This window comes from Sporosarcina sp. ANT_H38 (genome assembly GCF_008369195.1).
Lineage (GTDB): Bacteria > Bacillota > Bacilli > Bacillales_A > Planococcaceae > Sporosarcina.
Window position 1 is genome coordinate 1,297,865 of record NZ_VOBC01000001.1, and the last position, 26,256, is coordinate 1,324,120.

Sequence of the window (26,256 nt, forward strand, 5' to 3'; positions counted from 1 at the left end):
GTTGTCACCTCATCCCATCGTGAATCTAAGCTCCCCAACGTGAAAGTCCGCACCCATCCCTGCATCCACTGAGATAGGTGAATGCAACGCCGTGTAGAACAATAGATTTCCACCCGCAATCGAGTCACGTATACCCACATGAGTTAAAACACCATAACCATCGATTGCTTTTTCGAATCTTACAATCCGAGTATTGCTAGACGTGACTAATCCACTAATGTTAGCGGGGTTAGACAAAGAAGCGGGTTGACGCTTATATTCAGTGGCCATAACCTCTGTCCCATTATCTGCCGCTGTTGGATTAGCTGTGTAAAGCGCAACATATGCGGATGAACCGAGTATGTTTGAAAGTGCTGCTAATGCCGCATGGTTACTTAAATTCATTTTTATACAGCCCCTTTAGGAAATGGATCGCACCGAAAAGTAACGGTGAAATCCGCTATTTCCTCAAAATCTGTTAATTGTTCTAAAGTAATACCTGATACTACTTTTGCGTTATAAATATAAGTCGGATCGTCATCAAAAATAAGTGGCTGTCGGTCATTTGTCGTCAACCACGCAGCAATCAATCTACCAGCGGCAAAGAGTTCTGGAAGCGTATCTTTTTTCAGAGTAAACACCACATCAATGAAAACATCTTTTAATGATTTATCAGGAATTAAAAAACTCCCACTTTTATGCGGGATTTCAACGTACGTATCTTTGTTTTCGGGCAATAAATGACGTTTTGACGATATCAATGTTAATTGGTGTGCTTTGCAATGCACACCGTTAAATTTAACCCCGTTCATAGCTTAACCCCTCCCCCTTCCGCGTCCAGTTTGTGTTTGTAACGTCAATAATTCACGCGCTGTATATTTTATGGTTTTTCTTGCAATGACCGCACCGTCAATTGGTATTTCAATGGATAGATTAATATCATTACCGCTGTTGTTATCCATCGTTGCAGCAATCGCTTTACCGATGGCACCGAGTGTAGAATCATTGAGCGGTAATACTGCTTCGGGACCCGCTTCTCCACAAATTGTTATCGTAAAGGCTCTTTATCCTCTACTTCCGGGAGTTTCCTCGCATGATTGGACGTCTATTCGTCCACGGTTCAGACTATATCTTTACCTTTGCTATTCGCATTAAAGGCAGTGGTTGTTCGTGGGCAGATTATTGTGTACAATCACTCACTGCCTAGTCGTTACACCTTCCAGCTACTTTTATTTGTTTTCGCTGGCTTGGCTCGGTATTAGCATGGCATTAGATAATATTTCGTTTACATTATCAATATCAAAGTATGGTATTCGTAATAGTGGGATACTATTTTTCTTACAGTATTCATTTTTGATGGAATCCCTCTTTCGTGTGAGGCGAAAGGATTCTTCTCTTTTCTTTAAATCTTTTATATATCTGAACGGTTCAAAGTGTTGTTGACCATCTGCTTCAATCAACATTTTAAGTTCGTCATTTTCAAAAACGGCGAAGTCAAACGGTAATGGTTTCTGATTTCGACAATCTTCAAACCAGTATTCCTTTTCGTAAATCACGCTTTTTTCGTCTAACCACTTTTGAATGTCGTTAGTCAGATGCGAATTTCTGTGACTGTAGCATTCAGGACATCTGTTTTCGCTATTGAGAAGTTTGTCCGGTTTAGGGTACCACACGTAACCGCAGTTATGTTTCGTAGCGATTCCGGTTTTACAGTCGATGTATTCTCCAAGTATCTCGTATTCACCATCTTGTTTTAGCGCGAAATCCGAAATGAATTTTTTGTGAGTCTTTTTGTTGTAGGTATCCATGCCTTTGGAGAATAAATTCCCTTCTTTCGGTTGACACACAAAACATTTGATTCTGCTTCCGTTTTTCATATAATCAAATGTCGTCTCAAATTCTTTACCGCATTCACACCTAAACAACAGTTCGGTCTTGCAATTCAGATACTCTTCGCTAAGCAGAGTTACACCGTGACGTGCGACAAATCCCTGCACCTGTTCCACTGTATACGTCTGTCCTGCATTGCTTCTCCTCTGACCGCACGGGTTACAATGTCTTTTTTTATATTTCGATGAACTGAACAACTTCCAAATAGTTTTGAACTCATTACCACATTCACACTTGAACTCAAGTGGAGTCGTTGTATTTTTATAGTCCTCACTCAACAATTTGCAATCTGAGTTTTCAATAACGAATTGCCTCACTAAATCTATATCCCATCTTCTCACGATTCATAACCCCTTCCACACTAGGCTCTGAATCTATTATACCGTACTTTGGTATCTAATACTTTAGCCTTCACCGAATTTAACCACTTTATTACTCGACAAGTTTCCTTGTGAGAGGGCTGGCTTTCAACCCCTTGTAATTGACCATTCGATGCGCCGAAAATAGTGGGCTGTGTAAAAATACCACCTTTTGCATTCCATTTGACATCAAACTTCGGAACGCCTTCATCAATCCATTTAAGGGGGTTCATGGTTCCCTTCACTTCGAATGTCGGCATCTTTAATTCAGGCCACTTGAACTTAAAATCGAAGAATCCTTTAATTGCGTCAATTGCTTTTTTTACAGCTTTCTTGGCATCTTCAAACATGTCAGTATTCAATTTCGGGAATTTCAAAGTCATACCGCTGAAGAAACCTTTTATTGCATTAATGGCACCGTCGACAATATCCCTTGCTAACTCAATCGGCTTGGCGATTGAATCCTTTATTTTGACTCCTGTTTCGGAAAGAAACTTGGCAATAGATTTAAAAACGGTCAATGTCACTTTTTCGATTTTGTCCCAGTTGTCAAAGAATAATTTCACAATTAAACCTATCGGGCCTGTGATGACCGCCAGAATCGTTTTCATATTATCACGCAAAAAATCAGCGATAGATTTACCTGTTTTTTTGAAAATACCTATAATGTTTCCCCATAAATCTACGAAGAATTTAGATATCGGTTCCCAATTTTTCATAACGACAAAAACGATGGCTCCAATTGCGGCAATGGCAGCTATTGCTATACCGATTGGTGCGGCTAATGCTGCAAGTGCGGCTCCGACAGCGGGTAATGCGCCGGTGACGGTCGCAATTGCACCACTTACAACGCCAAATGCGCTGGATATCATCGGAATCAATGCAGGAATAGCAGCTATCGCGGGTGCTAGTAAAGCAAATGCTCCAACTGCTATAGCAATCGCCGCTGCAATAGCAACAATTGTGGATGCCAAAACAGGGTTGTCTGCGGCAAATTTAGCGAAAGCACCCACAACATTTGCAATGACAAGCAACAACGGTGCAAGTGATTCTTTGATACTTTCAAAGGCGTTTGAAATCTCAGTCAGAGGGTTACGATCCGCGGCATTAATGGCGTCATTTAAATTACTCTGATTTCCCTCCATTTCTATAAGGGCATCATCTGCATTTAATATGGTGTCGATTATATTCTCGCCTTGATCTTCCCAAATAGTCCCGAACATCTGGACACCCACCGCATTACGCAACGCCGCATCCTCAATGCTATCAAGCCATTTGACCATATCCTCAAATGCTTGCGTACCTTCAGCTCCACCTTTAGCGACCGCCGCACCCCAACCTTCCAACTGTTCGAATACGGCTTGTACAGCGGCTGAGTCTGGTGGGTTCTTCGCTAACTCCATCTTTTCGGTATTCATTTTTTTAAATGATTCCATTTCAGCAGCATGCGATTCACTGACAGCTTCAGCTTCACTACTCAATCGCTCACTAAGTGCTGATTTGCGCTGATCGTGTTCTTCTTTCAGCGATTCTAACTTAGCGGTCGAAGCTTCTTTAACAGCTTCCATTCGCGCTTTATTCGCTTCACTGATTGAATCCAAACTCAACTTGTTTTGCTCTTTTAAGGCTTCTTTTTGAGCATCCTGACTTTCCTTTAATGCTTCTTTTTTCACCGTTAATGTTAATTTAAGTGATTCAATTTCTGCTTTATTTTCATCGCTCAATAACAGCAAACTATCTTTTATCTGTTGTTTGGATAGTTCTTTTTTTGCGTCTTGCCGTTCTATCAATGCATTTTTTTCGATATCCGTCTGTATTTTCGCTGAATCTTTACGCTCGTCAGCTTCCTGTTTCAACGCTTCTTTTTGTGCATCAGACATTTCCTTGACAGAATCTTTCTGTTGTTTTATTGATTCGATTTGTCGTTTTCTTTCTTCACGAACGACGTCCAATCTTAATTTTTCTTCAAAGTCTTGTAATGATTTTACGGCGTCCGCTCGCTCTTCACTAGTTTTAGCTACTGATACTTTAATACTCAATTCGGCGCGTTTTTGGGCATCTTCACGATGTTTAATTGCGCGATCTTCCGCCGCTGTTTTCGCATCTATTGCTTCAATCTGACCATCAAGCGCTTTAAGCTGATGGTACCGTTCTTCGTCCACAAGTTTTAGGCGAGCATTGTATTCAGCGTCAATCATTTTCATTTTTTCTTCCGATGCTTTTTCAAACGCTTCGACTTCGAGTTCTAAATTCTTTTCTAATGATTTTTGTTGCTCTTCGTAATTTTTAACGACCTTGTCATAATTTGCAGATAAAGATTTTTCTAACGCTTTTTGTTGGTCGTCAAGATTTTTGGACACCGCTTTATATTCAGCGTCCAATGATTTATCTAATGCCTTTTGCTGATCATCATATTTCTTGGCTGCCTTATCATAATTTGCAGACAACGACTTTTCTAATGACGCTGCCCGCTTATCATAACTATTCGATACAGCTTTATATTCAGCATCCAATGATTTGGACAGCGCATTTTTTTGGTTTTCGTGCCCTTTTGCCAATGCTTTAGCGTCAGAAGCTAATGACTTGGCAAATGCTGATTCTTTTTTTACGAATTTTCATTTCCTACATCAGTCCCGTTGAACATGTAGCTGATTTCCTTGCGGACGTATGCTTTCTTCAACTCTTCCAAAACGATTTCTTCGATGTCGACACCGCTCATTTTGATAAGTTTTTTCGTCACTGTTGCCAGCGCGTCAAACTCAGCTGGATCAAGAAGGATTTCATCGAATTCGATATCTGATTCAGGAATATTTGTTGTGCGTTCTTTTTTGTTTACGTTCGCATTTGCTTGTTTAACAAGGACGGGATATTTGACATTACCTTTCGTCCTGTGAGTGGTACCGTATTTACGCAATAAGTTTTCTTCTTGCGCATACGTGATGACTTCTGCCGCGATTTCTTCTGGAATAGTGACTGATCCGCCACCCACTTCGATTCCCAAAGACCGTGCTTCTGATTCCGAAATTTGACCGACTATAAATTTAGCGAATGCAGTACGAATTTCTTTTCCTTTCGTTTTTGTCAATTTGTGGCCGCGTGTAGAAAGTCCTTTGCCGATTTGTCCCATGATTCCGGCGCGCTGTTCAGGAGTTAATCCTTTTGAACGTTCCGCGTCTGTTTCTTCGAGTTCTTCTTCTGCAGGGACTTCTTCGTCTGCGACGTCATCAGCTGTAACCTCTGTTTCTTCCGCTTCAGTCTCTTCATCAACCGCATTAACTAGCTCATCAGCGATTTCTTGCAATTGATCTACAAGATCCTGGACTTCCGTTTGGATTACCTCTAAATCCTCTTCGCGGACTTCATTTTGTTCAAGTTGACCGCGCAATTCCGTAAGGCGTGCATTGTTACGTTTCTGTAAAGCTAGTAGTAGTTTTCTGTTCATTTTTTCAAAACCCCTTTGATTTGATTTAATATTTTAATCCGCTTTTCCACAGCGTTATTGATTTCTTTGCTACGTACGAGTGATGCCTCAGTGTCGTCATATGCAGGAATCGACACCACAGATATTTCGTATAGCTCAACTTCATTGAGCGTGCGGTGTACAGGTTCTACATCATAATTCCACGTTTCTACAGTTGGATAAAAACCAAACGAACATTGATTAATATCGCCACGCTCCATACTCGCCACTAAATCTCGTGCGGTGGAGGTATCGGGTAATTCAATTTCGAATTTCAATCCACGATCATCTTCCGTTAATTGCAACGTGCCACTTTTGGTGCGGCCTAGAACTTTGTCCCAATTGTGATTGAACAAAGCCCGTACATCACTTTCAGAAATAGCTTTCGCGAATGCTCCCACTTCGATTTCTTCTGTGTACCAATCACAGATGGTCATTTTTGAATTAAACACAGCAGCGTATCCGCTGATTTTGGCAGGTTCATTTTCCGTACCGTCTCGCGTTGTTAACCCAGTGATATTAACTACCCGCGTTTCCCTCTTTTTCGCCATCTTCTTTCTCACCTCCCTTCAGTGAATCGTCAGTAGCTTTTTTTCGCCAATTATTGAAAGGTCGTTCGAAATATAGATAGCTTGCGTTTCCGGTGTATTTTGTTTCGGGAAACTGAGCATTTCAGCCACGTTATCCGGCGACGTAATACCAGTACGTACGATGTTGTAACCGATATTGGTCTTGATTGAATACGGAACGAAGTCTAGAATATTAATCTTGAATTTAATTCGCAGATTCGAATTTGGACCGAAAAAAAGAAGACTCAGATGGTCTTCGAAGTTTCGCATTATCGGGCGAACAACCTTATTATGCAAGTACATCATCGCTTTTTCTAAATCTGCTTTAGTTAGCGCGGTGTATGTGTCCACATTGATTCCGAGAAATTTACCTAAATCTTTTTTGTAAACATTCAAATACGCGAGAGTCTTATCATCATCAATCGGACTTTCCATTGCGTCGATTTCGTAACCTTTTCCGAGGGGAATCATTTTCACGGAACGTGATTCATCGATTTGTTCCAACTGATTTAACACCGCGTTGATTAGCTTGGACTGTGCGCCATTCGCCGGGTTGATATGAGCGTCCAGTTTGAGCAGGAACGCCATTAGTCCACCTTTTGAATACTTGTCAGTCAATACTTTTTCGGCGCTCATAACACCTTCTAGTGTGCTCTTGCCAAGCTGCATCAAGCCGACACCATTAAGGTGGTTGGTTCCCATGTTTTTAACATGCCGAATCATCGAACCTGGTATTTCTTCGCCGCCGATTTTAAAATGTTCGATCAGCCGGTCATCTAGTTCCGTATAAACACTAGTCGCTAAATGTAATTGGTCTAAATCCAATACCGGGAAAACTTCACCTTGTAACAAATACGTATTCGTCATTAATTTAATGAATTCCGAACCCGTCAAATAATCATTTGGATTTCGTAGCGTTCGCAAAGCAGAGTGATTCTTGACTTCGTTCCCGTCGCTGTCCTCCACAATGATGGTGGATAGCATTAGTTGATTTGAAATATCTTGCATCAATTCGTATACATCCGATGATTCGAGAATATTTTCGTCATTGACATATCGCCCACCGTATCGAATCGAACCACTCATCGCCTTTTGAAACCATCCGCGTTTTTCCGCTTGCGTGTACAAATAATTCGAAAAACTATTTCTTAGTCCCAATCTCTCACCTCCTTTAGAATTACTTTAAGAACAAATAAACATGTACAACAATTAATTATAAAAAGAGCCCAAATTTGAGCTCTTTTTTATTTTGCTATTTTTTTCAGGAAATAATAACTACCATACTCGATTTTAATTTCTTCTGGAATTCCTTTTGAAGTAGCATCTTCTAATTCCCTAACTAGTTTTAACATCATATCAGAGTATTTATCTTTATAGCGTTTTTTTTCAACATTATTGTAAAAAAACCTTTCAGGAATCCTTCTGATTTTTTTACTTAACTTAAAATAAGTTTTAAAATTATAAACCCTATTCTCTAGTTTATTATGTTTTTTTTCAAGGTTTTTGTAATTATATTTTTTAGGTGATCTATTCATACTATTTAATGTTAGTAATTTCCCATCCACTTTCACCACACCTATCCAATGTGATGATTTTTTTCCTGATGCAATACTAATAATTATCGCTTCTTCTTCTTCTAATAATTCCATATCACCTATTAGATTATCAATCTTTCTATTTTCAAGATGTATAAGTAATCCTCTATCTTCAAAATGCTCTTCAAAAAAATCTGTAGGTGGATAGTCGAACATCTCACCAACATGTGTAAGCTTCATACTCAATGATTTCTCCAACAAAAGATACACATCTTTGTGCGAGAACTGTACTTCTGGAAAAAGCACACTTAAAGAATTGATGAATGCATAATATCCACAGGTTCCACCAATTTGTCTCATTATTTTCATAATAGCATCCACTCCTTTACAATTATTTACCAAAAAATAATCATAACATAGACACCTCACCTATAGATACCCGCTAATAACTCATCCATGCCACTTTCGTCGACATCGTCCATTAACATCATTGTTTCTTTATGAGCAACCAAAAAGGCCACAAATCCATCAATCTTTTTCTTAGATTGACGCTTTGAAGGCCCCTTCATTCCATTCATATTTTTAACGACTACCATATTCAACGCACAATATACTAATAAAGGATTATCCGTCATTAATCTTTTTTCATAAATAGCATTTCGGCATCATCAATCATCGCGTTCATCACATTCGGATATTGATTAACAACTATACATTCGAGCCCTAGATTCTCACACTTCTCTATAAGTTTTTGAGACATAGCGGGGTCATAATTAAGTTGCCGAACATCATACAACGACATGCATTCCACGATGTAATCTAATACCTGATCTTGATCAATCATTTTACCATCACAGAATTGGACGAATCCTTTTTCAACTAAATCGGTATACGGCACGTTATCTTCTTTTTCCCTAGTTTCAATATTGTCACTAGGGATGAAATACATTTGTTTTACTTTTAATATCGCTTTTCCTTCTTCGTTAAAAGTCGGGAAATTTAAACTGACGCAAGTTAAATCTGTCGTCTTCGATAAATCCAGTCCGAGATAACAAGTCTCACCCGATAAATCTCCGAGGTCGTCCACAAGGATGTGTTCTACCTGGTCCTGTTCAAAATAATTTTCAGCTGAGTTAACAAACACATCTAAATGCTTGGATAGGAATTCCGCTTTTTTATGGGCAGAACGTGCAGCAGAAATGAATTCAGTTTCTAACGCACTCATTGTAACGGATACGCCAATGTTTGGATTAACCATTGCCCAAACTTTACGGTTCGTCCAATCATAATTTTTATTAGGCTCATAAATCATAACGAAACTCGAATCATTATCATCGTTCTTCAGGACTTCTTTTGCCTCTCGATAAACACGCATTCCAACCGATGAAGATCCTTTTCCAGCCGTACTAATATTAAACATGATTGGTTCATCGCGACTGATTTGAGCAGACTTAAAGTTGTCGTATTGCTCCATATTCTCCTGCGCATGTAGTTCATCGTTTAATACAAAGTGCGGATTCGAACCCTCGATTGATTGAATGTTTTTCGACATAACAATTAGCTGATTCTGAAACGCTAAATCTTCGTGGATGTAATCATAAGTTACGGATGATATAGATCCTTTAGGGCCTTTGTAAATATGGGATACTTCCAATAAAGCTTCGTGATTTAATATAGTAGCTGCAAACGGTTTGGCTGCATATTGAGCCTGGTTAAAATCGGATGCACAACAATAGCAATCCGCACCAAGCGCACCCTCTCCGTACATTGCATAACCTAATGCCCCTACTGCGACAAGCGTTTCACCATTCTTTTTTGGCACCTGGATATAAACTCTCACGAATGACGCGGACAATATTGCCACCTTCATTTTCATGGACCCAACCGTAGATGTTGGAGAAGGCGAATAACTGCCAGTCTTCCAATATCAACGGCTTGCCCGCAAGGTTCCCCTTGACGTGGCGGATGAAGGTTTGTGTCCAGTCCAACATTTCATTAGCACGATCAACATCAAACCAAATGTCTTTACGCTTTTTCCATTTGTAATATCTGTCCACCATTAATTTAATAGTGTCGGGATATTTCTTGGGATTCTTTCGTACTTTCTTCGCAATTAAATCAGCGTAGTTTACGCCTTGCTCAGTACTAGTCACATAATCGCCACCTCCTAAGTCGTCTTACGCCACTTCTTGCGGTGCGCATCCAATTCTGACACAACCGCTGTCGGCTTTTCTACTTGATCATTCTTTCCGACAGACGAACCACCAGTAACGATTCTGCCCCCTTTAGATTTGTTTGTTAATCCTAATAAATCGAGGGCTTTTGTTTTCTTGTCGGACCACGTTTCAACCTGTTGTGCCAACGGATGCTTTGAATTATTCGTCGCGCCCGCCTTGTTCGTGTGTCGCTGAGTTGACGGGAAACCTTTATCTTTCCAATCAACGAACATGGTTTGATAGATTTCAAAAATATCAAGATACGATTCAATCAACGGATCCAGAGTAAGTGTGTAAATTTCCGCATCACGCATGATCTTCAATATCCGCTCTTTTTCAGCAGCTGTTTTGTTCACTACGATTTCCTGACGCTGTTTTTTCGTGGACAATCTACACACCCCCCTTTGTTTTTTGAAAAGTTGTCCAGCGAGAGAAACGACCCCTATGCTACCTATCTTTCCCTAACTCAAAATATATTTTTTAGGTAGGGGGGCTCCAACTTTTTTAAATATTTTATTTAAATTTATTTTTTCTAAAATATTTCCAGAAATTATTTCACGAATTAAAATAACTCGGAAATATTTTTTGTGTTCCGATTTTATTTTCTTCTTCGATATGGCAAACAGGACACAGCAGCATAAGGTTGTTTACTTCAAGCCTTAATGTAATATCTTTTTTAATTGGAATGACATGGTGTACATGAGCGTTACGTCCGAATACAAATGACTTGCATCTTTGGCAGCATCCTCGCTCTCTGTCGTATACATAGGATCGTGTGGCCTTCCACAGTTTGCTGTTGTAGAAGGATTTGTTTTCATGATGGTAAATGGATACCTTATCTTTTTTCTTTTTCTTCTTAGGCATATCTCTCATATGATCTGAGCAATATCGACCGCGTTCTATTTTCGAATCGCAACCGTTGAAGTCGCAATATTTCATTCTGCATCAACTAAATGCTTAATGATGTCATCCTTCTTTTTAATATCAGATGGTATTTCAACATCTATTTCGTTGGCAAATTCTCTTAATTGCGGAACGGTCATATCCTCCAAACGGGTCCCGTTACTTTTGCCATCCGCTATATTCACGTAAATCGCTGTCGTATCTTGACCACTTGCTAAGTCAACGCCTAATAACATTGATGTTGGATTAGTTGTCACCTCAAATGACGGTGTATTTCCCTTTGCTACGAACCGTGTTCGCTTTTCTACCGCGTCCCAATACTCTGTACCCTGTGCCGTCTTGCGTGTTTCTACTATCATGGTTTACCCCTCCCTCGCTCTATTCTTTCTGCAATCATTTTCTCGTTAAATAATTTTTCAACAGCGTCTTTAATCTTGATGTCTACATGTTTAGTTGCTTTCTCCATATCGTGATGGATATTACTTTTAGAACTAATGATCAAATGGCCTAACTCTCTAATGTCGGACAAAGAGATATTTGCATTTTTTCCTTTGTACGCAATGTATTGACTACACACCATCTCAAATACTTCTTCTAACTTTTCGATTACCTGTTCTTTATCCATTAGTTCTCCCTCCATAATTCATAGTAGTTACTGATTGGATTTTTTATACTTTCAAGACTACATACCATAGCGAGTCCTAATGATAGCTAACGGTATCTGGTCCCTATTAGCCCGCGATTATTTTGTGACTATATGAAATGTAGTCTTCAAGGTATATAAAAAGCCCACACCCGATTGGATGCAGACTTAAAAAATTATATATACTGTCTATACACTTTTTCTGCAAGATCTTTAGCAAAACGATCAGAGACTTCTCTATCTATTTCACGTAGACTTTTTGCGAGATCAAGTATTAAATATGGTCTTTGCTCAACATTAATCAACATCATTAAGGTAACTAAAGCTATTAATAAATCCTGATAATCAATTTCATTTTGACTATACACGATTGTGTCTTGATCAGAAAGAAGGAAATCTCCTATGCGTACCTGATATCTACAAGGGTGATTTTCCGTATTTAATTTCAATAAACTTGTAGCAAACTCTAGCAGATGTTCTATAGAATAACTCGCATATTCATTTTTAAGAATCTCCACAGTCTCTTCTCCGCCATGCTCAATCAAAATATCTTCCCAAATTAGCGATAATTTTCTATTGTCCGTAATCATCTTTTGACACCTCCTTCGAGACTAATCATATTATTAATGGAAATCGTTGTCACGGACATAATTCGTAATTTCCAGAAACAACCAATACAGATGTCTTAAATTATGTATTCTTATTCCTCCTTCATATCCATTTGAATTAAATACTTACATTTTGGGCAACGACAAGATAATTTATAAGTTTTCTTTTTCGGATTAAACTCATCGCCCAATGAATTGACCATGCCTGGAAACGATAAAATAATAGCAAAAATTGAAATCATGGTTATTGAATCTGGTTTTCCTTTGAAACCTTCAACTATTAATGTGAAGATTGAAAAGAATAAAAAGAAAATTAATGAAATCGCAAGTATTATTAAACTCAAACGATTATATACTCTCTTTATAGTTTGCCACATAAATATTCCCCCTTCACTTACTTACGAATATCCATGGGAAAAGTTTCATAATAAAAAGCCACACCCGTAATGGATATGACTCTTTATATATTTTCATTTTATTTTAAATGCGTTATCAATAACTTGATCTAAAATCGATAAATTAAAGTCCCTTGTTTCTTTACCGTCGTTTGTCCATAACGGTCTAACTGTCCCGAAGATTAAATAGCCTACAATTTTTTCTTCGGAATCTGAATTCTTATATCTAACTTCGATTCTTTCACCATGATAATCGAAGCAAATATAGTTATCGAAAATATTATAGGACATCTGTTCCTCATCACGTTCGAGTTTAGCAATACCTTCAGGTAAACCAAAAAATTTAGTAATGTGCTCCTCTAACAAATCGAGCATAGCCTCTTTATTATTTGAAGACCTCATTTTATGTTCGTTAATTATATCTTGTTTCAGTATTTCCTTTCGTGTGCCCTCCATGTTTTCACCCCCTCGCTACTTGAATTAATCATAACCTCGTTGGAAATTATTGTCACTACTATAATTCGACATAATAAAAAGCCACAACTCATTTGAGCGTGACTTTTATGTATTACTTTTCTAATGTTACAAAATAATCTCCAACAATTGAAAGTACTTTACTAGAAGTGAATTCTTTTACTTCATCACCTTTAATAAATTTAACATTAGCTATTCTTCTGCCTTCTTTGATTGATTTAATGAAACTTTTAATAAATGGTTCACTAGTATAGAATTCGATTTCCACATCGTCGCCATCGATTTCGTAATGTCCATCTACTAAAAATTCCACTTCTTCACCTGTATTCAATACTAGCTTCTCAAAAACAAATTTTTCTTTTGTGTTTTCCATTCTAACCCCACCTTCCACACTGATCATAGCGTGTATGGAAATGATTGTCACTGCTTATTCGTTGCTTAAATATCCAGTACTAATCCTGTTCAATTTGAATAGGGCATAACTAATGTGTCATAATGTTCACAGTGTATTGTTTATATACTATATCTTTATTTAAGGAGGGTAATAATGATTAAAATTGTTGGCAAAGCTGAATTTCTTACTAGTAAGTCGGAAAGCCATTATAATATCTATCAAAGAAATGCTCGTATTGAACCATTTGAATCGCAAAGGTTAAAAGATCTCGATGGAAAACCCCACTATATAATAGCTTGCAAGTTCGAGATTTTATTAGAAGAAGATTCCGATTGTAAGTCCAAAAATGATTACGTTGGAAAAGTTAAACCGTTCTTAGATTCTCTTCTTGATTCCTCACTAATTCTTAATACACAAAATTATAGCATAAGCCAGGTAGATACTACTCTTAAACATATAACGGATTTCTTTTGACATCTCGCTTCACAAGTTGCTGGGATTGATTTGCTCATTTATCAAACCACCTTTTATGTAATAGAAAAGCCACATCATTTTAAGATGTGACTTGAATGTAAATTAGACTTCTTGCAAGAGTTCTTTAATATTTTTTATTAATTTTTCTGCGCTTGTCTTATCAGTGTAATCCATGTAGTGAGAGTCATGTGTATCTAAGTGAGCTTCCCAGCCATCTAACATCATCAGATAAGTCGATTCAATGTGACTTTCACTTTGATCCGGACCAACGTATCCATTTCCTGCGCCAAATGTTTCATGACGAACAGCATAATTCCCCTTGATAGCATCTTTAAAAGGGACAAGTTTCAGATTTCCATCGAAATCAATTATCAATGAATTGTTAATGCTATCGTCACCAGTATTTAAAATGTTACGAACTTCATCAATACTAAAGAGCTCTTTAGATGGTTTCTCGGTACGGTGTGGTTTAACTTCCGCATTATATGAGCCGATTTGGGAAGATTTAAAGTCGACTTCTTCTCCATTAATTACAGCAAATTCCAATTTACCCGCAAATTCCTTTGCTTCATTAAATTCCGTGAACACTTTATCATCCTCTAAAATCACCTTTGGATGTACATCTACTTTTTCAAATAGACTATTTTTTTTCATCCTGTATACTTCTAGAATATTTCCTGTATCAATTGTAAATAACATAGGAACCTCCCCCTTCATATTTAAGCAGTAACTAATATTTTCAAACTACAATCAGCACAGATATACTTTGGTTGCTTATCATCGTTATAGATACGATTAACCACTAAATCATGAGCCTGTGTACTTTTATCGTAGTATTCAAATAACCTATCCCATTCTTGTTGATAGATTAATTTATCTTCACCTTTGCATTCAGGACATTTTGATAAACCTTCGTTCTTGATTGTAATACTCTTAGACATTCGTCAGCACCTCCTTCCACACTAATCATATAGCGAGTGGAAATGTTTGTCACTTTCAAAATTCGACATAATAAAAGAGCAACTACAATGAGCTGCCCTTTCGTCAGATTAGAAAAAGCCACACCTGGTTGGGTGAGACTTTGAATGAATTATTATTTACTCATATTTTCTAAATACTCATCGATTGGTTTAAGGAATTTACTATACTCATGTAGATTCTTTCGACATTGCCCTAAGATTTCTAACTGTCTACTTTCACTTTCTTTCTGAAATGCATTTAGTATACCAAGATGATCAATAAGTGAATGCGTAGTAGCCATAGAGGCCATATTAGCACCTTCTTCATATTTTCCACTTTTATTTGAATCGTCATCAGAATTCTCGAAGTTAATTAACATATCCGATATATCTTTCGTCATTTTCCGCTCAATTTCCACTTTTTTGTTAATACTTAGAAAAAAAGTATAAATAAATATTTTTGGAAAATACGGTAATTTAGGTAATGTTTTATTTAGAAAATCATCCATCGTAACTAGTTCTTCTCTCGTATTAATATCAGATTGATTTACATTCTTAAAATGTTCTTCCCAGTTACTACCGTATTGCTTGGTTTCATCCCTAATAATCGTTAGTTCTTTCCTGATAACTCCCATTTCTCGCTTTAAAAAATCTGCAGCATCTCTCATAATATTTCCAGACTCAACCAAAGTTGTCGTGTCCAAATTTAAAGTTGCAGATTCAATTTTGTCCGCACTATCTGCAATTTTTTCACTTGATAGGTTACTGGATAGAGTTTGAAATAAAGTAAACCCAATGGCTACCACTGCTAAGATTATAGAAACAACAGTACCTGCAAATCCCCAATGGCTAATTACTTCCTCGCTGTTTCTATACTCATATGTAATTACTCCAATTGAACCTAGAGAAATCATTAATAACCAATATAAAATATCCCTCTTCCCTACCCACTCCTTTATTCCTTCGTTCTTTTCAGAATTTGGTTGAGGACTTTTTTTAACATTTAATGTAATTAATATAATTACAATTATAGAAATTACTATCAACACTGGTGTTACAGCTATCCCCCATATAGGGATATGAATCGGGACTTTAAGGTCCATTTAAATTTCTCTCCTTTAGATAAACATTTTAAGGTTATTGTATACCTCAGGAGTGCTTTAGTCACTATTACATTTAGAATCAAATTTCCTAGGTAGTTAATAAAAAGCACCCATAATTAAATGAGTGCTCAACAAAGGGAGGAAGGGAAATGTAAGTTGCTTATCAAACTAACTTACAATATCAATTTACCATGGGTAATAGTGAACTTCCCTACCCCTTACAAGTTCACTTTATATTTTGTTGAAGATAACGGTCGTGCTGTGAATCTATTTAACGTGTCAAAGCATAATAAATTACATACAACCAGCTGAATAATCCGTGTATACAAGCCCAAATAATAGATTTGTGTAAACTCCAAGAAATAGCAATAGCTAAAGCCGAACCAAATGTAACGCCTGAAGTAACTGTTGATTTGGTGCTGTTTTTCATTTCTGTACATCCTTTCTTTTCATAGTTTCTGTCTATTACGTTACACATACCCAATCAACAAAGCGGTCTCATCTAATAAACTATTCCGCATCCTCAGCACCTTAGAACGCGTCATCCCAAGTTCAAACGCTATATCCTCCCACTCCATGAAATCACGACTACTGCACCAGTAGCGCATATTCACAATGGATTGCGTTTCCTCATCTAATTCTTTGTATAGCTGCTCGATTACCTTTATAACAGTCGTTAAGTTTTGGTGTAGTTTATCTTCTAATATCCTGATGGCTAATTGTTCAGTAGGCTTGGAAATCTGACGAACCGAATTACTACCTCCACCGGAATTCTCGTCATCCGAATTCTTACTCATTAATTCCCACTCGCGATACTTTAGCTGCTTGATATTTTCATTATAGTTTATCCAATATTCTTCAAGCTTTTTAATGTCGTGTCTGTTTAGTATTCGCAAGATGCCAACCCCTATTCAGCTTATTAATTCTTCGCGGTCTACCACAATCTTCTATTTATCAATCGCATTCTAAGCATTAACAAGTCCGTTTTCTCGTTTCCATTTATTAAATTTACTTAGCGACCAGTCAGCATTTTCCGCAATTTGAGAATCAGACAATTTCTGTTCTTTCAATTGGTGATAGATCTCGATAGTCATTTCATTGGGAATTCTTCTTTCGAAAGAAAGTGTTTTTGTGAGTTTCCTAATTTCAACAGCTGCTGCACACTTGCATTTAAAGTCTTCAGCAGATGCAGTAATTTTAAGAAAACCACGGCAATTATCACAACTAATTTTTTCTAACCGATCAATTTCTGCATACACTTGCAGACGGATTTGCCTTTCTCGTTCACGTTGTTTTCGAAGTTTGAAACGCTCATGGTCTGACACCAGAATCCCTCCTCACCCATTTGCCCGCTTTTTCAACGAGCCACTTTAAGTTAGCAGTACTGATCGTGACGGAATATCCAAAGTCGTTTTCGTGTAAAACTCCCTCAAGCTGCTCAAGTCGTTCGCTGTCTGATGATTTACCACTGTTTTTATGACCTAGTTTTGTCATGCTGCACACCACCTTTCAATGCTTGAAGGGCTATTTCCCCGCCATCTCGACTAATCGGATTTATAGGCTCCCATTGGTTGACGACGTTCGTTTTGTACGTTTCCGCGTTTGCATAGAAATCCAACGCTTCTCGGAATCGCTTGTTTTCTAAAACTCCATCTCGCCACTCAATCGTCAGAGCTTTACAATTGCTCTCCATTTCCTGTGCCCGTTCAGCTAGTTCGATTAAAAACCAAAAATCTAAATCTAGTAGAATATAATCATGCGCAATACCAACAATGTCCGTAGTTCTAGCATTGCTTTGAATTCGTTGCAACTGTTCCGCGTTAGTTTCAGCCATCCTCACCAACCTCCTTCTGAACAATCCCCGTACACTTGCAATCAGCGCATGATTCAGTTAGGTATGCTGAACCACCCAATGTCCCACTCCCCTTACATGAGTCGCACATGAGGGTTGTTGGACATGTCGGGATTTCGTATGTGTTAGGCATTGGAATCACCACCCTCAAATTTGATGTATGATTCAACCGGATAAATCCCCTCGATTTTTCCGCAGGCATACAGCTTGTCCACAGTGATAATCTTCCCGTGATAAGGAACGACTGAATCCGGACGCATTACTGTAATTGGGCCATCATCTGTCATTAAAATGTCTCGATGCTTGATTATTCCTGCTTTACGTACACCTAACCGTCCATTCTTCAATCCAAGCCAATACGACAGCCCCATTATTAATCCCCCACCAACGATTAACAGGAGTGCTTCTCCTAGTGTCATTTGAGTCATTTTGTAAATCTCCTTTTCAAAGTTTCATAGATTTCATTGCAGAGTTTAGTTGAACTGAGTATCAATCTTTAACAATTTCAATCAAAATTGCTACTCATTTTGGGCCTACTATTTTTTATCTCTTTCAAAGTTGAATGCCCAGTTCTTTTTATATATTTGAACATACTATTTAATAGCTGTAGGTACACACGCACTCTCTCTCTCTCTCACTCACTCATCGTGCCTACAATGAATAAAGAATATTTTTTAAAACTAAACAAATGAACCAGACAATCAAAAATTACCGACATAGAATAAATTAATTCGTTTTAGGAGGTGTACATTATGGGTAGTTCAGGTTTCGGTTGCGAACGGTCAGGATTCGGATCAGGATTCGCTTTACTTATTGTTTTGTTTATTCTCTTAATTATTATTGGCTCATGCTTTTCAAACAGAGGTGGATTCGGAGACGATTGTTGTTGACACTGTCAATACACCATGCGATGAATGTGTAAAAAATACTACTTTCGCAATTCCGCCGTTACTTTCATAACTTTTTTGTGCCCGCTTCACTTTAGTACCCGGTGATAAAGACTGCTGATTAATTTCAGAGGTCTTTTTTGTTGTTATCCCTACCCTTTATGGTCGTATTGCGTACTAATATTTATTTCTTTGAAGGCAGACAGGCACCTGAAAACTCCATAGTTAATATGATGTTTTGAAGGAGTGATGACTATGCCATGGCATCAAAAAATCGGATATCTAATCGGTCAGCCTGTTGGAATTTCATTAACAAATGGTCAAGGGACTTCAGGAATTTTGTGCGGTACATCTAACGGTCAACTTCTTGTAATTGAATACTTATATCAAGCACAATTCGCCTTAAAAAAATACGATTTTCATATGATTCAGGATGTAAACGGATTTCCACCTTGTCAGAACCAACGACGACTATATTAATGTCACCGTCCCTCTAAAAAAGAGGGATTTTTTCACCATTTCTCTTACTATGCAATATGTGTCTACTGTTAACCGAAACTTATATGAAAGCCCCGCCAGGGCTATTTGGGTTATTCCAGGAGATCATCCTCGTTCTTTAAATCTTCGACCTTGATTTCAAACGGCAAATTTTCCGCTTCCCCTGTCACAAATGGTGATTCTTCTTGTTGTATTCCGAACGGCAATTCATCTTCTTCAATCAATGCCGTTTCTTCTATTTGAATATCTTCCATTCTGATTTGACCTTCTACCACTTCAATAGTTCCGTCACCGTTAGCTTTAACCTTAATCCCTTCATGCTCGTCCATATCAAATTCTTCCAAACTCATTTGACTTTCTTCGAGCGTTAAATTCACGTTATGCCCAGCTTTCGGATAAAGTTTGAGAGTCTTTTCTTCGTTATCGCCCTTGACATCAAATTTGAGGCAAATCTTTTTGCTGTCCCTTTGAATGGACTTGAATTCGGCATTAAATTGAGTATCCTCGATATGCAGCACCACGATTCCGCCGGCCATACCGATTAATTCATTTTTGTACTTAACGCTGTCCCCGAGAATGTGAAACTCCAATACTTCTTTCTTGTCGTCCTTCTGCATTTTCTTAAATAGTACGTTCATTGTGATATTCGTCATTTTATTTGTCCCCTTTTAATTTGAGTTTTTTTGGTTTTATTCTTCTTTGCCGGTGGATTAAATATTGTTTCGAGAACTTCTTTTTGGTGCATGTGTTGTACTTTCCTATGCTTTATCGCTCGTCCTATTTGCGCCAAGACATAAGCATCTATCACGTTATCGCTAGAATGGATGAACCCGTAATGCTCTTAGCGGTTACGTATAAGTATTTCACTCTCTACTGCAGCATTAATAGCGATTTTGAAAACGTTATGCCATTGACGAACGGAACTGTCTTTATATTTTACTTCTAGTTTATTTATGAATTCTCGTTCATAAGTCAATCTATCAAGTTTCTGTAACTTATATCTGCCTAGCAGCGGCTTAATATGAAGTCGAATGGCTACTTCCCTGTGAACACATGAAGTAGGCAATAAATCGAGGCTGCAAGGGATCGACAAAAAGATGGCCGTAATGAACGCGGTAACGAAAGTTGCTATTGTTTCAAATGAATTGGAAGTGAAAAATAATTACTTCTCCCCTAGTGAATTGGTGGCATTCTTGGATGATGCAAAAAAACAAGAATCTATAACAAATTATTGCTTTCTGCTGACAGTGTATTGGTTGGGGTGTGAGAATGGCGCTTGCTAGACGCGGTATAAATTACATCGAGGTTGCTCCTAACGCTTTGAAGAAATATGTGGGTGTTAGTGGGTGGGAGGTATACAGGCATACGTAAGGGTGAAGCGATGGGAATCCAATGGAAAAACATCGATTTTGAAAATAATACAATCACAATTGAACGCACGAGGGATAATTTAGGTGTGCGCTCCCCCAAAACAAAAAACTCGTATCGAACCATTTCCATTGATGAGATGGTTTTGAATCAATTAGAATCCTATAAAAAATGGTGTAAAAAAACACTTTTTGCGTATGGGAAAAAAATCACTGATGATTCGTTCGTTTTTATCACAGATCATGGAGGATTCCCTATTTCCAGTATTGTACGTTCAATAAATAGAATTCTACTAAGGACATCACTCCCTAAAATAACGTTGCACGGTTTACGTCACACACACTGTACCATATTATTAAATCGTGGACGCAATGTGAAAGTTATCGCCGAACGACTAGGGAATACTCCAGCGATGGTTTATGATGTATATGGACATGTTCTAAAAGAATCAGAACAGGAGTCTGTTACCTTGTTTAGTCAGAGTCTAGAAACAAGTGGGGCTAATTATGGGGCTAATTAGTAAATTGACTACTTAGAAACCGCTAACTCAAAGGCTTTCTTGCATCTAGGTTTTATTATGTGCTATAATAGGAGCATTGTGAATTTAGGAGGATTTTGAATGATAGCAGTTAGTAATGTAAGTCTTCAATTCGGCGACCGTAAGCTATTTGAAGATGTGAATATACAGTTTAACCCGGGCCATTGTTATGGTCTAATTGGTGCAAACGGTGCGGGAAAATCGACATTCCTTAAAATTTTGTCAGGTGAACTTGAGCCCCAATCAGGAAATGTCATCATGAATAAAGACGAACGTCTTGCTATTTTGAAACAGAATCACTTCGAATATGAAGAAAGTGTCGTTCTAGACACGGTTATAATGGGCCACAAACGCCTGTATGACATCATGATGGAAAAAAATGCTATCTATGCAAAAGAGAATTTTTCAGATGAAGACGGCATGCGAGCTGCTGAACTTGAAGGTGAATTCGGCGACTTGAACGGTTGGGAAGCTGAATCTGAAGTAGCAATCCTTTTACAAGGACTTGGACTTGCAGATGAATATCACCAATTGAAGATGTCTGAACTGAATGGTTCCGATAAAGTGAAAGTTCTTCTTGCACAGGCATTATTCGGAAAACCTGACGTTCTTCTTCTAGATGAGCCTACAAACTCACTTGATTTGAAAGCAATCCAATGGCTTGAAGAATTCCTTATGAACTTTGAGAATACGCTCATCGTTGTATCCCATGACCGTCACTTCTTAAACAAAGTTTGTACGCAAATTGCGGATGTAGACTTTTCGAAAATTCAGATTTACCCTGGTAACTATGATTTCTGGTACGAGTCAAGCCAACTTGCACTAAGAATGTCACAAGATCAAAACAAGAAAAAAGAAGAAAAAATTAAAGAACTACAAGCATTCGTTGCCCGCTTTAGCGCTAATGCATCGAAATCTAAGCAAGCTACTTCACGTAAGAAAACGCTAGAAAAAATCGAATTGGATGATATTAAACCTTCTTCTAGGCGTTATCCGTTCGTTAATTTCCAAATGGGTCGTGAAATTGGAAATGACGTTTTGAGTATCCAAGATGTTAACAAAACACAAGATGGCAGAGTTATGCTTAAAGATGCTTCATTTACAATTGATAAAGAAGATAAAGTCATTCTTCTTGGAGATCCACTTGCAAAAACAGCACTTCTTCAACTGCTTGCTGGAGAGTCCGAGCCTGATACTGGGGTTATCAAATGGGGAGTCACGACAACACATGCGTACCTGCCTATCGATAACAGCAACTACTTCAAAGGTTCAGAACAAACACTTGTGGAATGGTTACGTCAATATTCACCAGATGATCAAACTGAGACATTCCTACGTGGCTTCCTTGGACGTATGCTGTTTTCTGGTGAAGAAGTGAACAAGAAACCTTCTGTTTTATCTGGTGGAGAAAAAGTTCGCTGCATGTTATCTAAAATGATGCTTACAAGTTCAAACGTTCTTCTTCTGGATGAACCGATGAATCACTTGGACCTTGAATCGATTCAAGCGCTCAACAACGGGCTGATTGCATTCAAAGGCGCAATGATCTTCACATCACATGACCAACAATTCATCCAGACAGTTGCTAACCGAATCATTGAAATCCATGATGATGGTACAATCTTCGATAAATTGATGAACTATGATGAGTACCTAGTATGGAAAGAACAACAAGAAAAACAAAATAAAAAGAAATAATAATATGCCGTTTCCCATTAAAGGGAGGCGGCTATTTTTTTCGTTATACGATGCTTGATTTCCAATTGGAATTCACAACACTTTCGTATGATATCTGTCTAAATGGGTATAACCAATAGAAAGGAGTGTTTATAATGAGGAAAATAAATCTCTTTATCTTATTGCTAATAGCGGTTCTTGTTTTTTCAGGTTGTTCGAATAAACAACCTACTACCCTTGATAATTCAGGGTCAACCAATGGCACGATTGGTGAAGGAGATGTTAAAGAAAGTGAAAGTGAGAGGGATGGAGAAATTCCTTTGACCGACCTATTCCTACCCGATGGCTCAAAAGCACATTATCAAGGCGAAGGAAATGAATTTGCGGAACTTGATATTGAAGTGACACGGCCATTTGAAAACTATGTTGTCATTCATGAGAATAATGGCGGTTCCCTGGTTCGTCATATTTATAAAATTGAACCTGACAAAATAAGTATTTTAGACGAAAAGACTGTCGATTTAGTGAAAGACTTCCCCTCTAAGGCGGAGCTGGATGCAATGAAGCCGACTGGCGTTTATCTTAAAAAACCCCTTAAAAAAGGGACAACATTCGATACGTGGACGATTGTTGAAACGGATACAACCGTCGATACTCCGTACAAGAAATTTGAGCATGCTTTTGTCATTGAAATGAAGACTGATGACTTCGTCAACCGAAAGTATTTCGTTGAAGGTTTTGGTGAAGTCAAACGAGAATCCATTATGCAATCGGATGACGGTGAATTCATAGTCACCTCTACTTTGAAGACAGTCGACAAATAGCATTAAGAGAAGCGAAAGGAGCCGTCCAACCCCCGACAGGCATAAGACGAAAAAGGAAAGCAACCTACGTTCACCGTGTCTTACGGCAGTAAGCGGGATGCAGTTCAATCCTTCCCCGTTGCGTTCCGCCCGGCTAGAATTTCCTAGCCGGGCTAACTTATGACCCGAGTTCCTAAGTACTAGAGCTAGACACTATTCCAGGTTTAAAAAACTTTACGTTATTAATCTTTCAAAAAAATCCCCATCTTCCAAAAGGCACCGACAAAGACGATTACCTTTTGGAGGATGGGAATGCATTTATATTTCCAAAAATTATCTTAGCAGAAAGCATTGGGCTCTCCATCCTTCATTAAGATAACTCCGTGATATAGTTGAAGATCTTCATCACAACCTTCACAGAAGTTTATTTCGCCTTCAGACCAAAATGCAAAAAAACAATCTTTTTTCACTGCTTCATGATTATATTTTATCCGCAATTCACTAGTCAATTTTTTAAAGTGAGCTTCAGCAAGTGCTATATCATCAAATGAATGACGTGAACGGATTGTTTCTTCCCACTCCTCAAACATCCACCATGGCTCATAATCTGCTTTCATATATATTACTTCAAACATTTGCTTACCCTCCTTACATAACTCGTTGGTGAATGTCTTTCATTTTAGCAAACTCCCTCCTGATGTCCAATTAATTGCTTTCCTTTTAAATTCAAATTGTAGGTGTAGATTGCATTTATCGGGTATAATTGAACTACTGACATGAAACTTTATTCGTTTTGAAACGTATAAAAGTATAAGGTCAAAGGAGGTATGAATATAACATGAAGGAAGTTAAACAATTTTTAACAAGACATTTTATCACAGCGCCTATTAGTTTTGGTTCCTGGTTCTTCTTCGTACTGGGTACGGGTATGAATATTTTTGCAGCTACGGGCCTTTTGGTAGCAATCTATTTCGGAGGAACATTTACCCTTAAGCAGATTCAACTTTCATCCAACTTAAAAAAACTCGGGATGTCCCGTTCTGAATACAGTCATATAAAAGGTCAAATTACTAGTGCAAAAATGAAAATCAAACAACTGAATGGCCTTTATGGACAAGTTAGGTCAATCCAAGCATTTAGACAACTTCATGAGATGAATAGCCTATCTAGAAGAATTCTTGGCCTCGTTCGATCGAATCCGAAAAAGTTTTACGATGTAGAGAATTTTTTCTATGCCCATCTTGATTCTGCAGTCGAACTGACTTCTAAATATGCGTTGCTTATCAATCAGCCATTGAAAGATAAAGAACTTCGCATCGCATTACAAAATACGCGCGAAACGCTTGGTGATGTAAACAAGCAATTAGAGCAAGACTTGCGAAGTGTTTTATCATCTGATATTAACCAACTCAAAATGGAAATTGACTTTGTCGATATTTCAATGAATAACAAAAAACCACTTCTTGAAATGAAAGGAGAAACACATAATGACCGAAAATAACCCAGTTAAAACAATTGATGATTTACTTGATAGTCCTTTCGATTTTCAAGAACCCCTTCTTCCTAAAGAAATGCAAACAGAACAGAAAGAGGCTGCAACAAGTCTCAAACTGATTGATCGTCTATCGCCTGAGGAAAGAGAAAAGGCCAAAGTACTTGCACAACAGATTCCTGTCGGCAACTATGAAGCAATCATTACTTATGGAGCAAATGCTCAAAGTGAACTTTCAAGGTTCTCCACACAGATGCTCGATCATGTTCAAGGCAAAGATATTGGACCTGTTGGAGATGTATTGAAAGATCTGATGGGTAAACTATCTGAAATTGATCCTGAGGATTTATCCGCTAAGAAAAAATCGGGTCTAAGCAGGCTATTTAATAAAGCAACACGATCTGTCCAAGAAATGATGACGAAATATCAGAAACTAAGTACTCAAATTGACCGGATTGGCGTTCAACTTGAACATTCAAAACGCGGCCTCTTAGAGGATGTCCGAATGCTTGATAATTTGTATGATCAAAATAAAACCTATTTTCAAGCGTTGAATATCTACATAGCTGCGGCCGAATTGAAGCAGGATGAACTCGCCAATGAAATCATCCCTGAAATGCGTAGAAAAGCTGAGTTATCGAATGATCAAATGGCATTCCAGGAAGTGAATGATATGGCACAGTTCCTTGACAGGCTGGAAAAGCGGTTGTACGATTTGCAATTATCGCGTCAAATTACCATACAAAGCGCACCACAAATTCGGATGATACAACAGACAAACCAGACACTTGCTGAAAAAATCCAGTCATCCATTATGACATCCATTCCACTATGGAAGAATCAGATAGCGATTGCCTTGACGTTAAACCGTCAAATGAAAGCTGTTGAGTCTCAGAAACTCGTTACGAAAACGACAAATGACTTGCTTTTGAAAAACTCGGAAATGCTGAAAGTCAATTCAATTGAAACAGCAAAAGAGAATGAACGCGGTATCATCGAAATTGATACGTTGAAAAAGACGCAAGAAAACTTGATACAGACTATTGAAGAGACACTAATCATCCAAGCAGACGGTCGTGCAAAACGGAAAGCTGCAGAAATAGAAATTGGTCGAATGGAAGATGAATTGAAACAGCGCCTTCTTGCAGTCCATGAAAAAACACAAAACCGCCCCATCTAA

General features: G+C 38.0%; 33 protein-coding genes and 4 pseudogenes. 9 read left to right on the plus strand and 28 right to left on the minus strand.

Features of this window, described 5'->3' with window-relative positions; translation table 11 throughout:
• Positions 1–9: 9 nt before the first annotated feature.
• Together FQ087_RS06055 and FQ087_RS06060 are read right to left on the minus strand one after the other, a co-directional pair.
• The gene (locus FQ087_RS06055) at positions 10–384 is read right to left on the minus strand and encodes a phage tail fiber protein (protein WP_149579598.1); all 375 of its coding nucleotides are present in this window, start codon (positions 382–384) and stop codon (positions 10–12) included.
• Positions 385–386: 2 nt separating this feature from the next.
• Entirely contained in the window at positions 387–791 is a 405-nt protein-coding gene (locus FQ087_RS06060; protein WP_149579599.1) for a distal tail protein Dit, read from the minus strand.
• 112 nt (positions 792–903) lie between these two features.
• Here FQ087_RS06060 and FQ087_RS06065 point away from each other — a divergent pair, with 112 nt between their 5' ends.
• On the plus strand, positions 904–1,134 hold the full coding sequence (locus FQ087_RS06065) for a hypothetical protein (RefSeq protein WP_149579600.1): 231 nt from the start codon (positions 904–906) through the stop codon (positions 1,132–1,134).
• A 74-nt stretch (positions 1,135–1,208) separates the two neighbouring features.
• Here the strand turns inward: FQ087_RS06065 and FQ087_RS06070 are convergent, their stop codons facing one another.
• From FQ087_RS06070 to FQ087_RS06140, 15 genes and pseudogenes are all read right to left on the minus strand, one after another.
• A complete protein-coding gene (locus FQ087_RS06070) occupies positions 1,209–1,985 on the minus strand; it encodes a PDDEXK family nuclease (RefSeq protein WP_149579601.1) in 777 nt (258 codons plus the stop codon).
• A 245-nt stretch (positions 1,986–2,230) separates the two neighbouring features.
• On the minus strand, positions 2,231–4,786 hold the full coding sequence (locus FQ087_RS06075; RefSeq protein WP_149579602.1) for a phage tail family protein: 2,556 nt from the start codon (positions 4,784–4,786) through the stop codon (positions 2,231–2,233).
• Between the two features lie 53 nt (positions 4,787–4,839).
• Positions 4,840–5,670: pseudogene (locus tag FQ087_RS06080) on the minus strand (phage major capsid protein); the annotation flags it as partial.
• Positions 5,667–6,239 carry an HK97 family phage prohead protease gene (locus tag FQ087_RS06085; RefSeq protein ID WP_149579604.1) on the minus strand — a complete coding sequence of 191 codons (573 nt, stop codon included), beginning with the start codon at positions 6,237–6,239 and terminating at the stop codon, positions 5,667–5,669. The pseudogene FQ087_RS06080 and the gene FQ087_RS06085, both read right to left, overlap by 4 nt.
• Positions 6,208–7,415 (minus strand): annotated as a pseudogene (locus FQ087_RS06090) (phage portal protein). Before FQ087_RS06090 ends, FQ087_RS06085 begins: the two are co-directional and overlap by 32 nt.
• Positions 7,416–7,501: 86 nt before the next feature.
• Positions 7,502–8,161, minus strand: a complete 660-nt coding sequence (locus tag FQ087_RS06095; protein ID WP_149579606.1) for a hypothetical protein — start codon at positions 8,159–8,161, stop codon at positions 7,502–7,504.
• A gap of 56 nt (positions 8,162–8,217) precedes the next feature.
• A pseudogene (locus FQ087_RS06100) lies at positions 8,218–9,852 on the minus strand (terminase large subunit).
• 107 nt (positions 9,853–9,959) lie between these two features.
• Positions 9,960–10,397 carry a P27 family phage terminase small subunit gene (locus FQ087_RS06105; RefSeq protein WP_149579607.1) on the minus strand — a complete coding sequence of 146 codons (438 nt, stop codon included), beginning with the start codon at positions 10,395–10,397 and terminating at the stop codon, positions 9,960–9,962.
• 166 nt (positions 10,398–10,563) lie between these two features.
• Complete coding sequence (locus FQ087_RS06110; RefSeq protein ID WP_149579608.1) at positions 10,564–10,947, minus strand: HNH endonuclease; 384 nt, start codon at positions 10,945–10,947, stop codon at positions 10,564–10,566.
• On the minus strand, positions 10,944–11,270 hold the full coding sequence (locus FQ087_RS06115) for a hypothetical protein (RefSeq protein ID WP_149579609.1): 327 nt from the start codon (positions 11,268–11,270) through the stop codon (positions 10,944–10,946). Before FQ087_RS06115 ends, FQ087_RS06110 begins: the two co-directional genes overlap by 4 nt.
• Positions 11,267–11,536, minus strand: a complete 270-nt coding sequence (locus tag FQ087_RS06120) for a hypothetical protein (protein ID WP_149579610.1) — start codon at positions 11,534–11,536, stop codon at positions 11,267–11,269. The genes FQ087_RS06115 and FQ087_RS06120 overlap by 4 nt, the downstream gene beginning before the upstream one ends.
• Positions 11,537–11,730: 194 nt before the next feature.
• Positions 11,731–12,144, minus strand: coding sequence for a hypothetical protein (locus FQ087_RS06125; protein WP_149579611.1), 414 nt, complete (start codon positions 12,142–12,144; stop codon positions 11,731–11,733).
• A 110-nt stretch (positions 12,145–12,254) separates the two neighbouring features.
• Complete coding sequence (locus FQ087_RS06130) at positions 12,255–12,539, minus strand: hypothetical protein (RefSeq protein WP_149579612.1); 285 nt, start codon at positions 12,537–12,539, stop codon at positions 12,255–12,257.
• A gap of 93 nt (positions 12,540–12,632) precedes the next feature.
• Positions 12,633–13,013, minus strand: a complete 381-nt coding sequence (locus FQ087_RS06135; RefSeq protein WP_149579613.1) for a hypothetical protein — start codon at positions 13,011–13,013, stop codon at positions 12,633–12,635.
• Positions 13,014–13,125: 112 nt separating this feature from the next.
• Positions 13,126–13,404 carry a hypothetical protein gene (locus FQ087_RS06140; protein ID WP_149579614.1) on the minus strand — a complete coding sequence of 93 codons (279 nt, stop codon included), beginning with the start codon at positions 13,402–13,404 and terminating at the stop codon, positions 13,126–13,128.
• 174 nt (positions 13,405–13,578) lie between these two features.
• Here FQ087_RS06140 and FQ087_RS06145 point away from each other — a divergent pair, with 174 nt between their 5' ends.
• Positions 13,579–13,899, plus strand: coding sequence for a hypothetical protein (locus tag FQ087_RS06145; RefSeq protein ID WP_149579615.1), 321 nt, complete (start codon positions 13,579–13,581; stop codon positions 13,897–13,899).
• 102 nt (positions 13,900–14,001) lie between these two features.
• Here the strand turns inward: FQ087_RS06145 and FQ087_RS06150 are convergent, their stop codons facing one another.
• The 8 genes from FQ087_RS06150 to FQ087_RS06185 form a co-directional block, all read right to left on the minus strand.
• On the minus strand, positions 14,002–14,598 hold the full coding sequence (locus FQ087_RS06150) for a hypothetical protein (RefSeq protein ID WP_149579616.1): 597 nt from the start codon (positions 14,596–14,598) through the stop codon (positions 14,002–14,004).
• A gap of 20 nt (positions 14,599–14,618) precedes the next feature.
• Complete coding sequence (locus tag FQ087_RS06155) at positions 14,619–14,840, minus strand: hypothetical protein (RefSeq protein ID WP_149579617.1); 222 nt, start codon at positions 14,838–14,840, stop codon at positions 14,619–14,621.
• 152 nt (positions 14,841–14,992) lie between these two features.
• Complete coding sequence (locus tag FQ087_RS06160; RefSeq protein ID WP_149579618.1) at positions 14,993–15,961, minus strand: hypothetical protein; 969 nt, start codon at positions 15,959–15,961, stop codon at positions 14,993–14,995.
• A gap of 470 nt (positions 15,962–16,431) precedes the next feature.
• On the minus strand, positions 16,432–16,857 hold the full coding sequence (locus tag FQ087_RS06165; protein ID WP_188006654.1) for a hypothetical protein: 426 nt from the start codon (positions 16,855–16,857) through the stop codon (positions 16,432–16,434).
• Between the two features lie 69 nt (positions 16,858–16,926).
• Positions 16,927–17,286 carry a hypothetical protein gene (locus FQ087_RS06170; RefSeq protein ID WP_149579620.1) on the minus strand — a complete coding sequence of 120 codons (360 nt, stop codon included), beginning with the start codon at positions 17,284–17,286 and terminating at the stop codon, positions 16,927–16,929.
• Positions 17,273–17,455: a hypothetical protein gene (locus FQ087_RS06175; RefSeq protein ID WP_149579621.1), complete on the minus strand. Its 183-nt coding sequence runs from the start codon at positions 17,453–17,455 to the stop codon at positions 17,273–17,275. Before FQ087_RS06175 ends, FQ087_RS06170 begins: the two co-directional genes overlap by 14 nt.
• On the minus strand, positions 17,436–17,795 hold the full coding sequence (locus FQ087_RS06180; protein WP_149579622.1) for a hypothetical protein: 360 nt from the start codon (positions 17,793–17,795) through the stop codon (positions 17,436–17,438). The genes FQ087_RS06175 and FQ087_RS06180 overlap by 20 nt, the downstream gene beginning before the upstream one ends.
• Before the next feature lie 143 nt (positions 17,796–17,938).
• Positions 17,939–18,241, minus strand: coding sequence for a hypothetical protein (locus tag FQ087_RS06185; protein ID WP_149579623.1), 303 nt, complete (start codon positions 18,239–18,241; stop codon positions 17,939–17,941).
• Between the two features lie 324 nt (positions 18,242–18,565).
• On the opposite strand from FQ087_RS06185, the gene FQ087_RS06190 reads away from it, so the two are divergent.
• Entirely contained in the window at positions 18,566–18,703 is a 138-nt protein-coding gene (locus tag FQ087_RS06190; protein WP_149579624.1) for a YjcZ family sporulation protein, read from the plus strand.
• Between the two features lie 252 nt (positions 18,704–18,955).
• Positions 18,956–19,180, plus strand: a complete 225-nt coding sequence (locus FQ087_RS06195) for a hypothetical protein (protein ID WP_149579625.1) — start codon at positions 18,956–18,958, stop codon at positions 19,178–19,180.
• 110 nt (positions 19,181–19,290) lie between these two features.
• On the opposite strand, the gene FQ087_RS06200 is transcribed toward FQ087_RS06195, so the two are convergent.
• Both FQ087_RS06200 and FQ087_RS06205 read right to left on the minus strand, forming a co-directional pair.
• Positions 19,291–19,851, minus strand: coding sequence for a hypothetical protein (locus FQ087_RS06200; RefSeq protein WP_370456037.1), 561 nt, complete (start codon positions 19,849–19,851; stop codon positions 19,291–19,293).
• A gap of 191 nt (positions 19,852–20,042) precedes the next feature.
• Positions 20,043–20,261, minus strand: a pseudogene (locus FQ087_RS06205) (tyrosine-type recombinase/integrase); the annotation flags it as partial.
• A 318-nt stretch (positions 20,262–20,579) separates the two neighbouring features.
• Between FQ087_RS06205 and FQ087_RS06210 the strand changes: the two are divergent.
• The 3 genes from FQ087_RS06210 (at position 20,580) to FQ087_RS06220 (ending at position 23,605) form a co-directional block, all read left to right on the plus strand.
• Entirely contained in the window at positions 20,580–21,086 is a 507-nt protein-coding gene (locus FQ087_RS06210) for a site-specific integrase (protein ID WP_370456038.1), read from the plus strand.
• A gap of 99 nt (positions 21,087–21,185) precedes the next feature.
• Positions 21,186–22,802 (plus strand): ABC-F family ATP-binding cassette domain-containing protein, encoded by a 1,617-nt coding sequence (locus FQ087_RS06215; RefSeq protein WP_149579627.1) that lies wholly within the window; start codon positions 21,186–21,188, stop codon positions 22,800–22,802.
• 134 nt (positions 22,803–22,936) lie between these two features.
• Positions 22,937–23,605, plus strand: a complete 669-nt coding sequence (locus tag FQ087_RS06220; protein ID WP_149579628.1) for a hypothetical protein — start codon at positions 22,937–22,939, stop codon at positions 23,603–23,605.
• Positions 23,606–23,922: 317 nt separating this feature from the next.
• Here FQ087_RS06220 and FQ087_RS06225 read toward each other — a convergent pair whose 3' ends face one another.
• On the minus strand, positions 23,923–24,219 hold the full coding sequence (locus tag FQ087_RS06225) for a DUF1033 family protein (protein ID WP_149579629.1): 297 nt from the start codon (positions 24,217–24,219) through the stop codon (positions 23,923–23,925).
• Between the two features lie 203 nt (positions 24,220–24,422).
• Here FQ087_RS06225 and FQ087_RS06230 point away from each other — a divergent pair, with 203 nt between their 5' ends.
• Complete coding sequence (locus FQ087_RS06230) at positions 24,423–25,085, plus strand: 5-bromo-4-chloroindolyl phosphate hydrolysis family protein (protein WP_149579630.1); 663 nt, start codon at positions 24,423–24,425, stop codon at positions 25,083–25,085.
• Positions 25,072–26,256, plus strand: coding sequence for a toxic anion resistance protein (locus tag FQ087_RS06235; protein ID WP_149579631.1), 1,185 nt, complete (start codon positions 25,072–25,074; stop codon positions 26,254–26,256). The genes FQ087_RS06230 and FQ087_RS06235 overlap by 14 nt, the downstream gene beginning before the upstream one ends.